Origin of the sequence: Candidatus Ruthia endofausta (assembly GCF_013342985.1) — a bacterium.
In the GTDB taxonomy this organism is placed as follows: Bacteria; Pseudomonadota; Gammaproteobacteria; order PS1; family Pseudothioglobaceae; genus Ruthia; species Ruthia endofausta.
The window spans coordinates 224,343-244,447 of the sequence record NZ_CP054490.1 but is presented as its reverse complement, the minus strand read 5'-3'; the positions used below and the strand labels follow the sequence as shown (position 1 = coordinate 244,447).

Annotated in this window: 16 protein-coding genes; 9 read left to right on the top strand and 7 right to left on the bottom strand. The window is 36.2% G+C overall.

The annotated features are described in order from the left end of the window. Positions 1-14 precede the first annotated feature (14 nt). From HUE58_RS01300 to HUE58_RS01285, 4 genes are read right to left on the bottom strand one after another with little or no spacing between them, the layout of a single operon-like run. Complete coding sequence (locus HUE58_RS01300) at positions 15-1,463, bottom strand: TrkH family potassium uptake protein (RefSeq protein ID WP_174605287.1); 1,449 nt, start codon at positions 1,461-1,463, stop codon at positions 15-17. Positions 1,464-1,475: 12 nt separating this feature from the next. Continuing rightward, positions 1,476-2,849 (bottom strand): Trk system potassium transporter TrkA, encoded by a 1,374-nt coding sequence (gene trkA, locus HUE58_RS01295; protein ID WP_174605286.1) that lies wholly within the window; start codon positions 2,847-2,849, stop codon positions 1,476-1,478. Between the two features lie 6 nt (positions 2,850-2,855). Continuing rightward, positions 2,856-3,431: a response regulator gene (locus HUE58_RS01290; protein ID WP_174605285.1), complete on the bottom strand. Its 576-nt coding sequence runs from the start codon at positions 3,429-3,431 to the stop codon at positions 2,856-2,858. 12 nt (positions 3,432-3,443) lie between these two features. Further along, positions 3,444-5,606, bottom strand: coding sequence for a sensor histidine kinase (locus HUE58_RS01285; RefSeq protein WP_174605284.1), 2,163 nt, complete (start codon positions 5,604-5,606; stop codon positions 3,444-3,446). 1,123 nt (positions 5,607-6,729) lie between these two features. Here HUE58_RS01285 and HUE58_RS01280 point away from each other — a divergent pair. The 8 genes from HUE58_RS01280 (at position 6,730) to HUE58_RS01245 (ending at position 15,126) form a co-directional block, all read left to right on the top strand. Continuing rightward, positions 6,730-7,809, top strand: coding sequence for a ribonuclease D (locus tag HUE58_RS01280; protein ID WP_246260827.1), 1,080 nt, complete (start codon positions 6,730-6,732; stop codon positions 7,807-7,809). Next, on the top strand, positions 7,794-8,324 hold the full coding sequence (ppa, locus tag HUE58_RS01275) for an inorganic diphosphatase (RefSeq protein ID WP_174605283.1): 531 nt from the start codon (positions 7,794-7,796) through the stop codon (positions 8,322-8,324). Before HUE58_RS01280 ends, ppa begins: the two co-directional genes overlap by 16 nt. After that, positions 8,257-8,883: a 16S rRNA (guanine(966)-N(2))-methyltransferase RsmD gene (rsmD, locus tag HUE58_RS01270; protein WP_174605282.1), complete on the top strand. Its 627-nt coding sequence runs from the start codon at positions 8,257-8,259 to the stop codon at positions 8,881-8,883. Before ppa ends, rsmD begins: the two co-directional genes overlap by 68 nt. A gap of 22 nt (positions 8,884-8,905) precedes the next feature. After that, positions 8,906-9,385 carry a pantetheine-phosphate adenylyltransferase gene (gene coaD, locus HUE58_RS01265; protein ID WP_174605281.1) on the top strand — a complete coding sequence of 160 codons (480 nt, stop codon included), beginning with the start codon at positions 8,906-8,908 and terminating at the stop codon, positions 9,383-9,385. A 77-nt stretch (positions 9,386-9,462) separates the two neighbouring features. Continuing rightward, complete coding sequence (gene dnaK / locus HUE58_RS01260) at positions 9,463-11,385, top strand: molecular chaperone DnaK (RefSeq protein ID WP_174605280.1); 1,923 nt, start codon at positions 9,463-9,465, stop codon at positions 11,383-11,385. Between the two features lie 77 nt (positions 11,386-11,462). After that, entirely contained in the window at positions 11,463-12,545 is a 1,083-nt protein-coding gene (dnaJ, locus tag HUE58_RS01255; RefSeq protein WP_174605279.1) for a molecular chaperone DnaJ, read from the top strand. Positions 12,546-12,562: 17 nt separating this feature from the next. Then, complete coding sequence (eno, locus tag HUE58_RS01250; RefSeq protein ID WP_174605278.1) at positions 12,563-13,843, top strand: phosphopyruvate hydratase; 1,281 nt, start codon at positions 12,563-12,565, stop codon at positions 13,841-13,843. Between the two features lie 35 nt (positions 13,844-13,878). Next, a complete protein-coding gene (locus HUE58_RS01245; protein WP_174605277.1) occupies positions 13,879-15,126 on the top strand; it encodes an HlyC/CorC family transporter in 1,248 nt (415 codons plus the stop codon). On the opposite strand, the gene asd is transcribed toward HUE58_RS01245, so the two are convergent. After that, positions 15,118-15,882: an archaetidylserine decarboxylase gene (gene asd, locus HUE58_RS01240; RefSeq protein ID WP_246260826.1), complete on the bottom strand. Its 765-nt coding sequence runs from the start codon at positions 15,880-15,882 to the stop codon at positions 15,118-15,120. The two genes, HUE58_RS01245 and asd, sit on opposite strands and share 9 nt — an antisense overlap. Before the next feature lie 53 nt (positions 15,883-15,935). Continuing rightward, on the bottom strand, positions 15,936-17,618 hold the full coding sequence (locus HUE58_RS01235) for a proline--tRNA ligase (protein WP_174605275.1): 1,683 nt from the start codon (positions 17,616-17,618) through the stop codon (positions 15,936-15,938). Positions 17,619-17,652: 34 nt separating this feature from the next. Here HUE58_RS01235 and HUE58_RS01230 point away from each other — a divergent pair, with 34 nt between their 5' ends. Next, positions 17,653-18,282, top strand: a complete 630-nt coding sequence (locus HUE58_RS01230; protein ID WP_174605274.1) for a site-2 protease family protein — start codon at positions 17,653-17,655, stop codon at positions 18,280-18,282. A 391-nt stretch (positions 18,283-18,673) separates the two neighbouring features. On the opposite strand, the gene gatB is transcribed toward HUE58_RS01230, so the two are convergent. Then, complete coding sequence (gene gatB / locus HUE58_RS01225) at positions 18,674-20,104, bottom strand: Asp-tRNA(Asn)/Glu-tRNA(Gln) amidotransferase subunit GatB (protein ID WP_174605273.1); 1,431 nt, start codon at positions 20,102-20,104, stop codon at positions 18,674-18,676. Position 20,105 lies beyond the last annotated feature (1 nt).

Below are 20,105 nucleotides of genomic sequence, written 5' to 3'. Positions count from 1 at the left end.
CCTTTACAGTGTGTTTAAAAACGCCAAAAAGCCTTATGCAACAAAGCCATTAAGGTTAATATTTCTAGTCGTCCTAATAACATTGAAAAACTTAGAATCCATTTTGCTGTATCGCTAATATTGCCATAATTAGCAGCAACATCACCCAAACCTGGACCTAAGTTATTAATAGACGCTGCAGTTGCTGAAAACGCACTCACTTGCTCAAGACCAGTAAACATCAACATAATCATAATCATAACAAAGGTGATTACGTATAGAGAGAAAAACCCCCAAACTGACACCAAGGTATTCTCAGGAACACTTTTTTGATTAAGTTTAATGTTGATTTGTGCATTAGGATGAATAAATTTTTTAATCTCTTTCATGGCTAATTTAAACATTAATAATATTCTAACAACTTTAATACCGCCACCCGTAGAGCCAGCACAAGCACCAACAAAACTACCAAAAATTAAAAACACAGGTAGCACGAATGGCCATAATGAGAAATCTGTACTGACAAAGCCTGTAGTGGTCATAATAGAAATACTTTGAAATACGCCATATCTAATCGCCTCTTTAATAGTTTGATAGTAGCCTTTATCAAACAAATAACTTGATAGTAATAAAATTGATGTACTTAAAATTAACAAATAAGTTTTGAATTCAGAGTCTTTCAAATAAATAAATATATTGCGCTTGCGCCAAACAAGAAAATGTAGTGAAAAATTAATACCTGCCAATAGCATAAAGACCATTGCCACTAACTCGATTGCATAAGAATTAAAATAGCCAATTGATGCATCATGAGTAGAAAAACCACCGATAGCAACCGTTGCATAACTATGTCCAATTGCATCAAATCCATCCATACCCGCAAGGTAGTAACCCAATGCACAAACAACTGTCAAGCTAATATAAATTTTCCATAGTGCTTTGGCAGTTTGAGCTAACTTTGGCGTGAGTCTTTCTTTAGAAATACCGCTTGATTCTGCATGGTAAAGCTCCATACCACCAACCCCTAACATGGGTAAGATAGCAACTGCTAAAACAATAATACCCATGCCACCCAGCCATTGAAGTTGCTGACGATAATACAACAGTGCTTTAGGTAAATCATCTAGCCCAGAAAGTACTGTTGCACCTGTGGTTGTCAGCCCTGACATGGATTCAAAAAATGCATCACTAAAGGGCATATCCAAAGAGGTTGATAATAAAAATGGCGTGGTCGCAAATAAGGATAAAACAAGCCAAAAACTCACCACTACTAGCACTCCTTCACGAATCCTAAAACCTTTGGTTGATTTTCTAAAAGGCAGCCATAAAACAAAACCACTTAACAATGTTAAAGAAAAAGCGGCGAAAAAAGATGGGGCTTCGTTTTGAGCATAAATAAAATCAACAACAATGGGTGGTAATTGCGTTAAACTAAATACCATTAACAATAAGCCAATGGTTTTAAAAACAATACTAAATTGCATTTTTAATAATCATTAATCAAAATATCTTTCAAACAACTCTTCCACTTCGTGAATTTTACTCACATCAGTTAATACCAACAACACATGGTCTCCTTCCTTGATAACTAAAGTGCGCGACCCCATAATAACCTCATGATTTCTAACGACTGAACCTACGACCACACCATCTGGTAAATTGATTTGCTCAATGGTTTTACCCACAACATCTGAATGATGTTTATCACCATGCACAATAACCTCAATTGCCTCTGACTTACCTTGGCGCAATGAGTACACCATCATAGTGTCACCCTTGCGAATATGTGCTAAAATACCACTCACTGTAATTTGGTCAGGTGATATAACCATGTCCACATCTTCACTTTGCTTGGCTAAATCTTCATAGACATTGCGCTTAACCAAAGCAATCGTCTTATGTGCGCCTAAGCGTTTGGCTAAAATTGAAACGATAACATTAATTTCATCAGAATCCGTTAGGGCTAAAAATAAATCTGTACTTTCAATACCCTCTTCTAATAATAATTCCTCGTCAGAAGCATTGCCTAAAAGTACTAATGTATTATTAAGCTCATCAGCAATCTTACTAACACGCTCTTTATTCACCTCAACAATACGAACATGATGATCCCTTTCTAAGAACTTTGCCAAATTAAGACCAATACGTCCACCGCCCGCAATAATAATATTTCTATAAGCTTTATCTTCACGCCTAAATTGCTTTATCACTTTAGAAATACTAGCCTTTTTGGTCATGAAATAAACCCGATCGCCATCACGAATAACTGTTTCTCCTGATGCAGGAATAGCCTTACCATTGCGATACAAACTAACAATGCGCACCCGTGTTTTTGGCAAATGTTCGTGTAAATCTTTAATAGGATGCCCTACAATTGGTGTGCCTGCATAAGCTCTAGTTTCTACCAATTGAACCAGCCCATTTTCAAATTCAAACACCTGCTCAGCACCTGGCTCTTCAACCACACGTTTAATATAATTAGTCACCAATTCTTCAGGTGTAATAATAAAATCAATTGGAATGGCATTAGGTGAAAATAACTCCTTTCTATGCAAATACTCAGCGGTGCGTATACGCGCTACTTTTTTCTCTACTTGATACAAAGTGTGTGCCATCTGGCAAGCCAACATATTGCCTTCATCTGAGCGCGTTACCGCAATGACCATGTCCATGTTCTTAATATCTGCCTCCTCTAGAACATTAGGATATGAAGCATGACCACACACGGTTTTAACGTCTAAATGACGTTGTAGGTTTGATAAATTAGACTCATCTTTATCAATAATGGTAATGTCATTATCATTATCTGAGCCTAAATATTTGGCTAATGTTGCACCAACTTGTCCTGCACCTAAAATTAAGATTTTCATACTATTTTATTTTTTATCAATACCTAAATCTTTTAACTTACGATATAAAGTGGTTCTTTCTAATCCTGCAAGTGTTGCAACTTTGGCAATATTATGGTTGTTCTCTTGTAAGTGGTGATTGAAATATTGTACCTCAAAAATATTTCTCGCCTCTTTAAGTGGTGCATTAAATTCAATACCACTAATAGTGTATCCAGATTTCTCTAGTACTTGCTCCGATAGAGTCTTACGCACCAATGGCAAAATATCATGCAGTGGTTTTTTCAAAAAATCAACCGCACCTAGTTTAATTGCTCTGACTACATCTTGATGTTCTGCATGACCAGACATCATCACAATCGGTGTAGAAAAACCAGCCTGAGTCCATTCTTCTAACAACGACATACCATCCTGTCCAGGCATCCAAACATCCATCATAACCAAGTCAAAAATTTGATCTTTTATAATGGTTTTGGCTTGGTTGGCATTAACTGCAAGAACTACATAGTAATTAACATCTTCCAGTGTATCCATCATCGTTTCTGCATTAATATTTTCATCATCAATAATAAGAATTCTACCAATGGCTAGTGTGTCATCCATAACCCTTTCCTTTTATTTATTACAATAAAACTCGATGGTAATCATCGCACCATGCGGTTTAACATTGCCAGCAAATATTTCACCCTCATGCTGCTTAATAATATTTTGCACAATCGCCATCCCTAAACCACTGCTCTTAATTTTAGTCGTTACATAAGGCTCAAACACTCTATCAAGTACATACTTATCAAAACCATCTCCATCATCTGTGATACTTAAACGCACAATGGCTTGTTTTGGTAAATATTCTGTTGTGATTTTAACGTTTAAATCACGCCCGTCAATCATTGCTTCACTGGCATTTTTCACTAAATTAATCAACACTCTAGAAATACTATGGCTATCTAAAAGTAGTAGTGGAATACCAGCAGACAAATCAAAATCAATACTCATATTGCTTATGTCGTCGTAAAGCGCGATAGATTGCTTAATTAACGCATTCAAATCACAAGGCTTCCTTTCAATTTGAGGTGTATTAGCATAATCAGCAAATGCACTCACCATGGTGTCCATGGATTGAACTTGGTGAATGATGGTATTTGTAGTTTTATCAATAACATCTAAATCTTTGCCCTTTAAAGAGCCCATAAATCGATTTCTAAGACGCTGAGCAGATAATAAAATGGGCGTTAGTGGGTTTTTAATTTCGTGTGCCATGCGCTTTGCCACTTTCCCCCAAGCAGCTTTTTTCTGAGCCCTGTTTAATTTCGAGATGTCCTTAATCACAATGACAAAGCCCAAGGTTTCATTGTCATTTTTAAGTGCCGCACCTTGGCACGATAATAACAAATGTTGACTAGCCAAAGTAATTTCAATCTCTTCACTCCATTCACTTTCATCTCGTTTAAATTTATCTTGTGTCATTAAAAACAGAGGTTCTAAATTTGAATAGCGATTAACAATAGTGTTGCATTTTTTACCAATGAATAGCTTTTCATCTTTAATGCCCAACATTGTACCAATCACTGGATTAATGAGACGTATCTTCCTATTTTGATCAAGCGCAATCACGCCATAAGAATATTTAAGAATCGTTTCCAAATACAAATTGTGTGTATCTAAACCCTCACGAGATGCCTTGATTTGTCTAGACATGGTATTAAATTGCTCAATCAAACTACGCACATCTTCACTTTCTTTTTGTTTAGCAATACGTACATCATAATTACCTTTGGCAATTTCTTGCGTGGCGATGGATAAATTATTCAGTGGCTTCATTAGCCGTTCAATCATACGAAAAACCACCATAAGTACACTAAGTATTGCCAGTAATATAGTGGATGAAAAATCAATCATAAAACGTTTTTGAGTGATTGAAGTATTAATCTCGAATTTAATATTTTGCGCTGCACTAGCAAATCCTCTAACTTGTGACAAAAACCCTAAAAGTCCTGGATCAGTTGCATACACTACATCAACCACAAACAAATCTTGATTTGATATGCTTGAAAGATAACGCGTTGACATTTTTACTTGGATAACATTTGCAGTCTCATCTTCGTTAATCATGCGCGGCTGTGTATCTGGCAATGGCTGCTCTTCAATCGCCATACAATTAGTCACATCTGCTGTTTTAGCAACCACCTCTTCTTGAGCATTTAACAATGTAATTTGACAAGCCCAGCCTTTATCAATTAGGCCATCAAGAAATATCTGCATACTTTGTGCATAATTTTTAGCATCTTTTTGGAAGCTGCCAAAGGAAGTAATTAAAGTTAGTAATCTTTTTGTTTGTTCAGTATAACGTTCATCTCTGATTTTTTGTACACCACTATATAAACCATTGACTTGCTGAATAAAGTTTTGACTAAAAACATTAAACGCTTTTTCTGAATCTTTAACGTTGTTTTGAATCGTTTGGAATGAGAATATATAAAAGGACAATACAGGCACAATCACCAAAACTGGCACAATTTTAACAAAAGACCAAGTAAATTTAGAGCCTACAATATCGCCTTTAACATCACGCTTAAGGCGTAATACATCCGCATAAATATAATAAATAGCAACCAAACTCATGATGATATTAAATCCAACCAAATACCCCCACCAGTGTGCAATAAAATCAGGGTTAAGCCCTAAATAAAACGTGCCAGAAATAGACAGTAAAAAAACAAACACCCAAACCCATGCAGGTGGTGTCTTTTTTAAACTTAAATATTGACTAAAAATCATAGAAAGTAATACAGAATGATCATAATTTTTTAAGCAATTATCGCATAAAAAAATAAATATCTGTACAAGTTATTCATTAAATACAGCTTGAATAACCTGGTCTATCATTTAAGGTAGAGAAAAAAACTTTCAATATAAAGGAGCACCCAATGTCACAAAATCTAGCAACAAGCACGTTCAAGAATACTCCCAAATTCTTTAGTTTCTAAATCGCTTTTAAGTACCCCGAGTTTTCTCTAACCTCTAACCCCCTCAAAACCCAATTCCTTTGTGCTTGTTCTTTTTTAGTCTTTCATTTTTCATTGGTGCACAAACCACTGATACTTTCGATAAACCCACTTACCTAGATTTAAACACTAAGTACAGTTAAACCGTTGTTAACAAAAAAAACCCCAAAACAACCACCTTACTCAAAGAAGAGGGTAGCACACTACGCAACGCCCTAGGCTCTACAAACTCAGACAATGCTAGTGATTTAAGCCATTAATAAAGCCGAAAACTTGATGAATGACAAAGCCAATGAGTTTTTTAATCAGTTTGGTTCTGGTCGCAGGTGGTATTACTTGCAGTATTGTCACCATTGACAGCCAAACCTAGACTGCTGAAAATATGAAACATGCGGTTACTACTGGCAATGATTCGAGGTACACTTAGCGGGGCCGCCGCGACGCTGGTGGTTCTTTATATCGAGACTCGGGTGCGTACTTGTGAAGCTCTATTGAGGTTGAGGTTAATGCTCAGTTACCGTCTTCTATTTAGTGGCAATGCTCAAGTGCTTCCTAATTCGCGTAGTAAGGATTTCGGCTTTAGTGTTCAGTGCCTAGGATTAATTCGACTATTTTTTTGCCTAGGCGGCGCACTATTCAAACTTTGTTTAAGATCTAGCTTCTAGGTATGACTCAGCAAAGCTGAGTCATTTTTTTTATAAATATTAATAGGAGGTTATTTAATAAAAGAATATTTCATTATCATCAATCTTAATGAGACATAAGATATAACCCCCATGCTGAATCCCAAAGTCTTTGTAATATTAGAAAAATCCTTATGCCTTATAACATTTTGAATGTAGTTAAAAAATTTATACTCTTAAGACTAATCATATTAAAAACCAATTTATAATTTGGTGAATGAGTGGCCTTATCGGTATAAAATACGACAAATGATTCAAACACAAACACAACTAAGTCAGTTTTTAAGTTTAATAAAACATGAAACCGAACTGGCTATTGATACTGAATTTAAGCGTGTTAGTACTTACTATCCAGTACTATGCTTGGTGCAAATAGCCAGTAAAAGCGCAACTGATTGTATCGATATTCTAGCAATTGAAGATTTAAGCCCACTATTTGAAAAACTTTACCAAAAGGATTGCTTATGGATTGTTCACTCAGCACGCCAAGACATTGAAGCAATGTACTATTTATCCAAACAACTTCCTAAACGCTTGTTTGACACTCAAATTGCAGCTAGTTTACTTGGTCATCCTATGCAAATTTCTTATCAAGTACTGACTCAAGTCTTGCAAAATATCTATTTGGAGAAAGCTTATACTCGCCTAGATTGGACCATACGTCCATTGCCAGATGAGGCGCTTGAGTATGCGCTTGATGATGTGCGATATTTGCTTAAAAATTTCTATCAACTTGAAAGCCAATTAAAAACTGAGCATAAATTACACTGGATTGAACAAGAGGGTAAATTATTATTAAACACCAAACTTTATAACCCTAACATCAAAAACGCATGGAAAAACGTCAAAGGATTTTCGCGTTTAGCTAAAAAAACACATCATCTTGCCGCGCAATTAGCCATGTTTAGAGAGTATCAGGCTATTCATAAGAACAAACCTAGAAAATGGATAATGAGTGATGATAAATTAATCAACTATGCGCTCAAAAAAGAGCCATTGCCTTTTGGCATAAGAACTACATTTAATAAATTTTTAGTCAGCAATGAACAGCTGAATGAGGCTGAAATTATTGTTAATAAGCACATACTATCAACAAAAACTGAAAAAACAAAGAAAAATGAATTACAAAAACTGGTACAAAATATAGCAAATCAGTATAGTCTAAATGATAAAATCATCGCCAACAGCAGATCATTATTGAGTTTTATTCGTGGTGACCGCTCAGTTATTTTCTTAACAGGTTGGCGTTTTAATCTTTTAAAAGAGGAGTTAGAAAAATGCAAAATAGTTTAAAACCAGTCTCAGCAGGCAATATACCTGATGAAGTCAATGTTATTATTGAAATTCCAGCAAATTCATCACCCATTAAGTATGAGATTGACAAGGAAACAGGCGCCATGTTTGTAGATCGTTTTATCTCAACACCTATGTTCTACCCTTGCAATTATGGTTTTGTACCAGAAACATTAGCAGATGACGGCGATCCAGCCGATGTCTTGGTGATTACCCCTTATCCACTAATTCATGATAGCGTTATTACAGTACGCCCAATTGCTGTTTTACGTATGACTGACGAAGCAGGAAAAGATTCAAAAATTTTAGCCGTACCTATTGATAAATTATGTAAATCTTATCATGATATTAAATGTATTGATGATGTCGGTGTTACACTTAAAAATCAAATCGAGCACTTTTTTACTTACTATAAGGACCTTGAAGAAGACAAGTGGGTGAAAATTGATGGCTGGGGTGATTCTGTTGAAGGCAAAAAAGAGCTTCAAGACTCTTTTAACGCCTATCATCAATAATTCTTTCCAAGTTGTATCAGGTGAATATCGGGGCAGAAAATTTAACTTTCCCGATACGCCTAGTTTAAGATCCACATCAGGAAAAATTCGAGAAACCTTATTTAATTGGATTCAATTTGAATCATACAACAAAACTTATCTAGATTTGTTTACTGGCAGTGGAAGCTTAAGTTTTGAAGCACTGTCCCGTGGCGCTAAACAAGTCATTAGCATTGAAAAAGACTTCAACGTCTATCAAAATTTAAAAAAAAATCAGGCCTTGTTAAAAACAAACAAAATAAGTATTTTTAATCAAGATGCACTAAATTTCTTATCTGAAAAGAGCACACAAACCTTTGATTTTGTTTTTTTAGATCCACCCTTTAATAAAAATTATCTGCCAAAAACTTTAAAAGCACTTTCAAAAGGTAATTTTGTTATTTCAAATACAAAAATCTATATAGAATCTGAATTTAAAATTTTTAAAAATGAAGCGATTGAGTGGTTATCAACAAACATTCGAATTAATAAACAAAAACACACAGGGCAAGTGCATTATTGCCTAATAACTCTATTATAAAACCTTAACTGGGCACCTTATTATGAAAAAAATCGCAATTTATCCAGGCTCGTTTGATCCAATTACCAATGGTCATATTGACTTAATTAAACGCGCCAGTAAATTATTCGATGAAATTATTATTGGCATTACTCAAAATAGTAAAAAAAAGGCTTTTTTAAGTATTGATGACAGGGTTAACATAATCAATACTGCACTTAAAGATATTAACAACATTAAAGTGTTAAGCTTTAACACACTATTGGTTGACTTTGCAGCCAAGCAAAACGCACAAGTGATTTTACGTGGACTACGTGCTGTTAGTGACTTTAAATACGAATTTCAACTCTCAGGCATGAACAAACATCTTAATCCTAATATTGAAACTCTATTTATGACACCTGCCGAACAGTACGCCAATATATCTTCTTCTTTAGTAAGAGAAATTCTAGTATTGAAGGGTGATATTAGTGTTTTTGTACCTACATCAGTAGAAGAGGCATTACTCAAACAGCACTTATAAAATTTTTACCCTTAATCCTTGAAAAAAAAAATGCCCATCCCTATATAGGACGTATATTAAATACTAAGGAGTAAAACATGTCAAAGATTATTGGTATTGACTTAGGCACAACCAATTCATGCGTGGCCATTATGGATAGCGGTAGCGTTAAAATCATTGAAAATTCTGAGGGTGATCGCACCACGCCATCTATTATCGCTTATCCAAAAGATTCTGAAGAGGTTCTGGTTGGTCAGCCAGCAAAACGCCAAGCGGTCACCAATCCTGAAAATACACTATACGCAATTAAGCGTTTAATTGGTCGTCGTTTTGATGAAGATGCTGTACAAAAAGACATCAATCTTGTGCCTTACAAAATTGTCAAAGCTGACAATGGTGATGCTTGGGTTGAGGTTAAAGGCAAAAAAATGGCCGCGCCTGAAATTTCAGCAAAAGTCATTGATAAAATGAAAAAAACTGCTGAAGATTATTTAGGTGAAGAAGTTACTGAAGCAGTTATCACAGTACCTGCTTATTTCAATGACTCACAACGTCAAGCAACTAAAGATGCTGGCAAAATTGCAGGCCTTAATGTTAAACGCATTATCAATGAGCCAACTGCAGCAGCATTGGCTTATGGTGTTGATAAAGTTAAAGGTGATAAAGTTGTCGCTGTCTATGACTTAGGCGGTGGTACATTTGACGTATCTATCATTGAAATGGAAGATATTGATGGTGAAAAGCACTTTGAAGTGCTCTCTACCAATGGTGATACTTTCTTAGGTGGTGAAGATTTCGACCAACGTATTATTAGCTATTTGGTGGATGAATTCAAAAAAGACCAAGGTGTTGATTTAACCAATGATCCTATGGCACTACAGCGCTTAAAAGAAGCAGCTGAAAAAGCCAAAATTGAGTTATCTTCTTCTGAGCAAACCGAAGTTAACTTGCCTTACGTTACTGCAGATGCTACAGGCCCTAAACATCTTAATATTAAAATCACTCGTGCTAAGTTAGAATCATTGGTTGAAGACCTACTCAAACGTACTATTGAGCCATGCAAAACTGCACTTAAAGATGCAGATTTATCTGCAAGTGATATTGATGAAGTTATCTTAGTGGGGGGTCAAACACGTATGCCTAAAGTCACAAAAATGGTACAAGACTTCTTTGGTAAGGAGCCTAAAAAAGATGTCAACCCTGACGAAGCAGTAGCAATGGGTGCTGCGATTCAAGCGGGTGTATTAGGTGGTGATGTTAAAGATGTATTGTTACTAGACGTAACGCCATTATCTCTAGGTATTGAAACCATGGGCGGTATTATGACCAAACTAATTGAGAAGAATACAACCATCCCTACCAATGCAAGCCAAATTTTTTCAACCGCGGCTGACAATCAATCTGCAGTAACTGTACATGTATTGCAAGGTGAGCGTGATATGGCTAGTGCTAATAAATCATTAGGTCAATTCAATCTTAAGGGTATTCCAAATGCGCCCAAAGGTCAACCTCAAGTCGAAGTAACATTCGACATTGATTCTGATGGTATCTTGGATGTATCTGCTAAAGACAAAAATACTGGTAAAGAGCAATCAATCACCATTAAAGCCTCATCTGGTTTAAGTGATGAAGAGGTTGAAAAAATGATTAAAGACGCTGAAGCACATGCTGACAAGGATAAGAAATTCCAAGAATTAGTCACCAGTAAAAACATGGCGGATTCCTTAATACACTCAACCAAGCAAACGTTAGAAGAGCTAAAAGATGAAGTTTCTGATGATGAAAAATCAGCGATTGAAATGGCCATTACCGAGCTTGAAAAAGCCATAAAAGACGATGACAAAGAAGTCATTGATGCCAAAATTCAAACCTTAAGTAAAAAGGCACAACCATTAGCTGAAAAAGCACAAGCCAAAGCAGGTGCTGAAAACACTTCACAAGAAGAGTCAAACGTTGATGACGATGTGGTTGATGACGATGTGGTTGATGCTGATTTTGAAGAGGTTAAAGACGATAAATAGAAAGTTAAAAATTAAACCACTAAAACCTTCCCTAAGAGACAGCACTTGAGGAGGGTTTTTTTAATAATAAGGCAAACATGTCACAAAGAGATTATTACGAAGTACTAGGTGTTGCAAAAAATGCAGACGCTAAGCAAATTAAAAAAGCTTACAAGCATTTAGCAATGAAACACCACCCTGATCGCGTTAAAGACGACAAGGCATCGGCTGAAAAAAAATTTAAAGAAATTCAAAAAGCTTATGCCATTTTATCCGACATCCAAAAACGTCAAACCTATGACCAATTTGGTCATGCGGGTGTTAACGGCAATACAGGCGCCACTGGTGGCAGTGGTTTTGGTGATATTTTTGGTGATATTTTTGGTGGTGGACAACAACAGCCAAATAATCGTGGCTCAGATTTGCGTTATGATTTAGAAATTGATTTAAAAAAAGCGGCACAAGGCACTACCGTTAAAGTTCGTATTCCAAAAAATGAAACTTGCGATACCTGCTCAGGCATAGGTGCAAAACCTGGCACCAGTGTTAAGACCTGCTCAATTTGTGGTGGTGCAGGACAAGTACAAGTACAACAAGGATTTTTCGCTGTACAACGCCCTTGTAGTACTTGCTCTGGCACAGGTCAAAGAATTGAATCTCCTTGTGGCACTTGCCGTGGACAAGGCGTAGTACGCAAGCAAAAAACCCTATCAGTCAAAATCCCTGCAGGCGTAGATACAGGCAATCGTATTCGCTTAAGTGGTGAAGGAGAGGCAGGTGCTAGAGGCGGTCCTAGTGGCGATTTATACGTACAAGTTCACGTTAGAAAGCACGCCATTTTTGAACGCAAAGACAACGATTTATATTGCGAAGTACCTATTGATTTTGCAACTGCAACACTAGGCGGCTCAATTGAGGTGCCAACACTCGATAATAAATTAAAAATCAAAGTCCCGGCAGGCACACAAACTGGAAAACTGTTTCGTTTACGTAGCAAAGGCATTATCCATCTTCAGCGTGGTGGCTCTGGTGATTTAATCTGTCAAGTTAAGATCGAAACACCTGTTAATCTTAACAAAAAACAACAAGACTTACTGCAAGAATTTTCCAGCTCATGCGGTAAAAAACATCACCCTGAATCAGATTCATTTTTTGGTAAAATGAAATCATTCTTTGAATAAAAAACAGGACGTATTTAGTGAACATTAAACAAATTAAAGCAAGAGAGGTTCTTGATTCTAGAGGCAACCCAACCGTTGAAGCAGATGTCATCCTTGATGATGGCACAATCGGTAGTGCAATGGTGCCATCTGGCGCATCAACGGGTCAACGCGAGGCTTTGGAATTGCGAGATGGAGATAAAACGCGTTACCTAGGCAAGGGGGTTTTAAAGGCTGTTGAATTTGTCAATACAGAAATTTGTGATACTTTGATTGGCTTTAGCATTGCTGATTTAAGCAAGATTGATCAAGCGATGATTGATTTAGATGGCACTGAAACCAAATCAAGATTAGGTGCAAATGCAATTTTAGCAGTCTCGTTAGCTGCTGCTCATGCTAACGCCAATAGACAACACAAGCCATTATATGTATCATTAAACCAAGGTGGGGATTACAAATTGCCTGTACCCATGATGAATATTATTAATGGCGGTAAGCATGCTAATAATAGTGTTGATATTCAAGAATTTATGATCATTCCTGCTGGTGCACCAAGTTTTAAAGAAGCGCTACGTTATGGTACTGAGGTGTTTCACTATTTAAAAGCGGTGTTAGAGGCTAGAGGAATGAACACCGCTGTGGGTGATGAGGGTGGTTTTGCCCCTGATTTAGCTTCAAATGAAGAGGCTATTAAAATTATTTTAGAAGCGATTGACAATGCAGGCTATAAAGCAGGCAAAGATATTTTTATTGGCATTGATGCAGCAAGTTCAGAATTTTATAAAAATGGTACTTATAATTTAACCTCTGAAAACAAGTCCCTCAATTCCGAAGAATTTGTTGATTATTTAGCCAACTGGGTAGAAAACTATCCAATTATTTCAATTGAAGATGGCATGGATGAAAATGATTGGGATGGCTGGGACTTATTAACCAAGAAAATCGGCGATAAAGTACAATTGGTTGGTGATGACCTATATGTAACCAACAGTAGGATTTTAAAACAAGGCATTGAGAGAAATATTGCCAACTCTATTTTAATTAAAGTGAATCAAATTGGTACACTAACTGAGACCTTTCAAGCCATGAAGATGGCAACAGATGCTGGCTATGCCTCAGTTATGTCACACAGATCGGGTGAAACTGAAGATACGACCATTGCTGATTTAGCAGTGGCTACTGGCTGCGGTCAAATCAAAACTGGTTCATTATCAAAATCAGATCGTTTGGCAAAATATAACCGTCTACTTCGTATTGAAGAGGAATTAGGAACAAAGGCAATTTATCCAGGACTTAATGCTTTCAATCATTTAAATTGAACTCATCACTTTATATAACAAGTTAACACAATTGATTGGAATCACTCTCAACTTTTTGGCTTAGTATCATCCTTTTTGGACTAATACTAAGTTCTGCATTTTTCTCTAGTGCTGAAACTTCAATGATGGCAATTAATCGTTATCGTCTGAAAGTCTTAAGCAAAAATAATAAAAATGCAAAACGCACTGAGCATTTACTTAATGATTTGGATCATCTGATTGGTACAATTCTATTGAGCAACAATTTTGTTAATATTTTTGCTTCTAGTATTGCAACCATACTAGCCATTAAACTGTGGGGAGGGGACTCAATTGTGTTAGCTTCTTTGACGTTAACTTTTATTATCTTGGTTTTTGCAGAAACAACCCCTAAAACATTTGCCGCTAAAAATCCTGAAAAAATTGCCCTACCAGCCTCAATTATCATTGCAGCGCTAATCAAGTTGTTTAAGCCTTTTGTTTGGCTAATTGCCCAATTATCAAAGATGATATTGGCATTATTTGGTATGAAAAACGAACCATATAACAATCTTATTAGCTCAGAAGAGTTAAGAATGGTGGTTAGTGATGCAAAGCCCGTTATTGCTTCTAATTATCAAAAAATGTTGCTTAATATTATTGACTTAGAAAAAGTTAAGGTTGAAGATATTATGATTCCTAGACACGAGTTAATCAGTATTGATATTAACAAGCCTGATGAAATTTTAAAACAATTTGAACGTATACAGCACACCAGATTACTTACTTATGATACATCAAGTGATAATATTACTGGCGTATTACACATGCGTGATATCGTAAATTTATACGCCAAGGGTAATTTTAGTATTGACAATGCATTAGCACTGGTTCGCACACCTTATTTTGTGCCAGAAGGTACTAGCCTTGCTCACCAATTAGCACATTTTCAACAACAAAAAAGACGACTGGGTTTGATTGTAGATGAATATGGAGAAGTGCGTGGCATGATTGTGTTAGAAGACATTTTAGAGGAAATTGTAGGGCAATTTACCTCAAACCAAAATGAAAGCATTGATGAGATTACCAAACAAAAAGATGGTAGTTACTTGATTGATTCTAGAATCAGCATACGAGAATTAAACAATTTATTGCAATTAAACTTATCTATTACTAAGGCAAAAACGCTAAATGGCTTAATTTTAGAAACATTGCAAAGCATTCCTAAACGTGGTGTTAGCTTAAAAATTGATAATATGTTGATTGAAATTATGCAAATTTCTGAACAAACTATTAAGTTGGTTAAACTAACCAAATTAGACTAGAGCTTGCCCCATTCTAACCACCTCAGCTTTCTTTAAGGAAAATTTATTGGCTTGATTTGGCATCAGCATAATCACAGTTGAACCCATATTAAACCGACCCAGTTCTTGACCTTTTTTAAGGCTTATGTTTTCATTTGAATAATCAAAATGTTGGATTTGTTTTTGATAAGGTGGATTAATTTGACCATGCCATACAGTTTGCATTGAACCTACAAAAATAGCACCTACTAAAACAAACACACACAAACCAAATTCAGTCTCAAAATAGCACACAATACGCTCATTCCTAGCAAACAACCCATCCAAATTTTCAGCAGTAATTTGATTCACTGAAAATAAATCGCCTGGAATATAGCTCATTGAAATTAGTTCGCCATCATAAGGCATATGAATGCGATGATAATCTTTAGGTGATAAATAAATAGTGGCAAAAAAACCCGCCTTAAATTCAACACTTCTAGCATCATTACCCAGCAACTGTCTAACGCTATATCTATGGTTTTTAGCTTGAATAATTTGAGTGTTATTAATATTGCCAACTTTCGATACTTTGCCATCAACAGGGCAAACAATCAAGCTGTCAGAAATTTTTCTAGCATTTGGTTTTAATGCTCTGGTAAAAAAATCATTGAAATGTTGATAATCTTCAATATTTTCGCGTACTGCTTCGGATAAATCAACCTGATAAGATCTCACAAACCAAGCAATAAACCTATCTTTCAGCCAAACATTTTTAATGCGGGCAAAACGAAACATTAGCTTTGAGAGCCAATGCTGAGGAATAACATACTGCCACCAAATCATATTTTTTATATCAGTTTAGATTGAATAAATGACAAAGCATCGTCAAATATCACTTCTATTTTATCTGACTTATCTCTAGCCTTGTATTCCACATTGCCATTATCAGCATGAGTATCACTAATCACCATTCTGTGTGGAATGCCAAGTAGTTCAGAATCAGCAAACATAATGCCAGCACGTTCTTTTCTATCATCCAGCAGGACTTCAATACCTACCCCAATAAACTGCTGATAAAGCTTATCAGCCAATGCTTTCACACGAGTGGATTTATTATAATTAATGGGTACAATAACGATTTGAAAAGGCGCAATCGCTGAAGAAAATATAATCCCTTTGTCATCATAATTTTGCTCAATAGAAGCTGCAATAATACGCGTCACACCAATGCCATAACAACCCATTGTGGTTGTAACTGCTTTACCAGACTCCCCAATAACATTAGCTTTCATGATACTAGAATACTTGGTACCCAATTGAAAAATATGCCCTACCTCAATACCACGTTTAATCATTAATTTTCCCTTACCATCTGGAGAATCATCTCCTTCTACAGCATTGCGTAAATCAGCATCAACAAATTCAATATCCTGCCAATTAGCACCCATTAGATGATAATCCCACTCGTTAGCACCACAAACAAAATCACACAATACACTAGCTGAATAATCAACAATCAAATCAATGTCTAAATCTTTAATACCTATAAAGCCTTTCTTTAAATCTAAATTCTTAATTTCATCATCTGTTGCAAACTCAAAATCACCAAACAAGTTATGGATTTTGATTTCATTTAATTCATGGTCGCCACGTAACGCTAAAGCTTTAAAACCATTTTTGGTTTTAATAATTAAAGTTTTAACACAACTTGATTTTTTAACATTCAAAAACCTTGCAACATTCTTAATACTGGTCTGTTTTTTAGTCAGTATCCTTTCTTCGGTGGTTATAGATTGACAAGTTTTTTCCTGTTTTGAAAAAGAGACTTTTTCAATATTAGCTGCATAATCTGACCCGTCTGAGAAACAAATGGCATCTTCTCCACTTTCTGCCAATACATGAAATTCATGCGAAGCATCTCCGCCAATTGAGCCAGAGTCTGCCAAAACTACGCGATAATCAAGGCCCAATCGGTCAAAAATATTTGAGTAAGTTTGATGCATTGCATCATAAGTTTGTTGTAAAGAAGCTTGGTCAAGATGAAACGAATAAGCATCTTTCATGATAAATTCGCGCGAACGTATCACCCCAAAACGAGGACGAATTTCATCCCTAAATTTGGTTTGAATTTGATAAAAATTCATGGGTAGTTGTTTATAACTACGCAAATATTGAGCAGCCAAATGCGTAATGACTTCTTCATGCGTTGGCCCTAGACAAAATTCACGTTGGTGACGATCGGCAAAACATAACAATTCAGCGCCATATTTATCCCATCTGCCAGAAGTTTGCCAAAGTTCTGCAGGCTGAGCAACAGGCATAAGCACTTCTTGAGCGCCTGATTTATTCATCTCTTGCCGAATAATGTTTTCAACTTTGTGCAATACTCTTACACCCATTGGCAAGTATGAGTACAAACCCGATGCCAATTTAGAAATAAGCCCTGCTCGAATCATAAGCTGATGCGAGATAATTTTCGCATCATTTGGTACTTCTTTTTGAGTCGGGATTAAAAGCTTCATTGTTTTCATTTATAATAACAAGAAAAAATACTCAATTTTACCTATGCCCGATATTCAAACACTTTTAATTTGGACAATCCCCGTACTATTTGCAATCACTGTGCATGAAACAGCGCATGGCTGGGTTGCCTCAAAACTAGGGGATCATAGTGCTAGAATGATGGGCAGACTTACCCTTAACCCTATCAAGCATATTGATCCAATTGGCACTATTTTAGTGCCTGCATTTTTATATTTCACCTCAGGATTTATTTTTGGCTGGGCCAAGCCCGTACCTGTTAATTTTAATGCACTTAAATCGCCTAAAAAAGACATGCTTTGGGTAGCAATTGCTGGACCTGTGTCAAATTTCATTATGGCAATTGCATGGCTAATAATCATTTTACTGGCAGTTAATATCGGTTCCCAATTTCTAATTAATATGGGACAAGTTGGCGTTCAAATTAACCTGATATTAGCAGTGCTTAATCTATTACCTTTGCCACCACTTGATGGTGGTCGCGTTGTAAGCTCATTACTACCAAGTAAACTATCTTATCAATATGACCAATTGGAGCCTTATGGTTTGTATATTTTGTTGGGTTTGTTGTTTTTAGGCGTGTTTCAATGGGTTGTTTTTCCCGCTGTTAAAATCATCCAGCAATTTATGTTTAGTGTTATTGGTCTCATTTAAGAACAACAGCTTACTGCAAGCCCTTGTGCGCCCAATAAGACGCTTCATAAGTGTAAGATTCCATGTCTTGATGAAGCTTCAAAGGGCCTGATTAATAAATCAAACAAAACTTTTAGTCTTCTGCCTTTCGAATTGGCCACCCTCTGCTAAGTAATTATATAAAATATAATTAGAATTTACGCTATTATTCATCACGCTAATTATATTGCGATTATTTTCTTGAGATATACGCTTATTATACAACTCAATTCAATCATTAAAATTAGTGTCAATAGCTAATTTATCCACATCAGACAACTGTCTTAATGAATTGGTGTGGTTGTTTTAATGGCTGGGTACACCAATGTCTGAGAAAAGATCACGACTCAGTGTAGCAAAATCTAGCACGCTTTCAAGACAACTTATTCCTAAGCAGTTCGTTAACTTGTTTAGGATTGGCCTTGCCAGCAGTAAGCTTCATGATTTGACCGACAAAAAAGCCAAAAATCTTATCATTGCCCGATTTAAACTGAGCCACTTGTGACACATTATTAGCAATCACCTGTTCTACAATTGCCTCAATTTCACCTGTGTCAGTCATTTGCTTTAAGCCTTTGGCTTGAATAATTTCATCTGCATTATCTTTGCTATTCCACATGGTTTTAAACACGTCTTTGGCAGTTTTTTCAGAAATGGTATCATCACTAATACGACTGATTAATAATGACAAGGCTTGTGCAGTAATGGGTGAGTTTTGGATATCAATTCGATGTTTGTTTAAAGAAGCTGATAATTCACCCATAACCCAGTTGGCACAAAGCTTAGCATTGCTAGCATGATGCTCAAGCATGATCTCAAAATAGTCAGCCAAAGGTCTTTGCAAGGTAAGCACATCTGCATCATAGTTACTCAAGCCCAATTCTGCAACAAACCTTGCTTTTTTTTGAGCAGGCAATTCTGGTAACGTTTGTCTGATTTTTTCTAATAACTCATCAGAAATTTCAACAGGCAGTAAATCTGGGTCTGGAAAATAGCGATAATCATTGGCTTCTTCTTTTGAGCGCATAGAGCGAGTTTCATGCTTTGCTGAATCATACAAACGAGTTTCTTGCACAACTTTACCACCCTCTTCAAGAATATCCTGTTGACGCTCAACTTCAAGATTAATCGCACGTTCTAAAAATTTAAATGAGTTGATGTTTTTTAACTCTGCACGCGTGCCAAGCTCCTTTTGTCCTTTGGGACGAATAGAAACATTCGCATCACAACGAAATGAACCTTCTTGCATATTGCCATCACAAATATCAATATATTGCACCAAGATATGAATTTTTTTAGCATACGCTACTGCTTCTTTAGCGCTGCGCATGTCAGGCTCGGAGACAATTTCAAGTAGTGGCGTGCCTGCACGGTTTAAGTCAATCGTAGTATCATCATCAAACATATCGTGTATAGACTTTCCTGCATCTTCCTCCAAATGCGCACGTGTAATGCCGACTACTTTGGTTTGATCACCAAGGGTGATTTCAATTTTGCCTTCGCCCACGATAGGCCAATCCATTTGTGAAATTTGATAGCCTTTTGGCAAATCTGGATAAAAATAATTCTTTCTGTCAAATATATTACGCTGGTTAATATGTGCATTAATCGCCACACCAAATTTAATTGCCTTATTAACAGCCTCAACATTAAGCACAGGCAAAACACCTGGCAGCCCTAAATCAACAGCGCAAGCCTGTGAATTAGGCTTTTGACCATACTGAGTTGAGGCGGCTGAAAAAATTTTAGATTTGGTGTTTAATTGCGCATGAATTTCCAAGCCAATGAGTGTTTCCCATTCCATA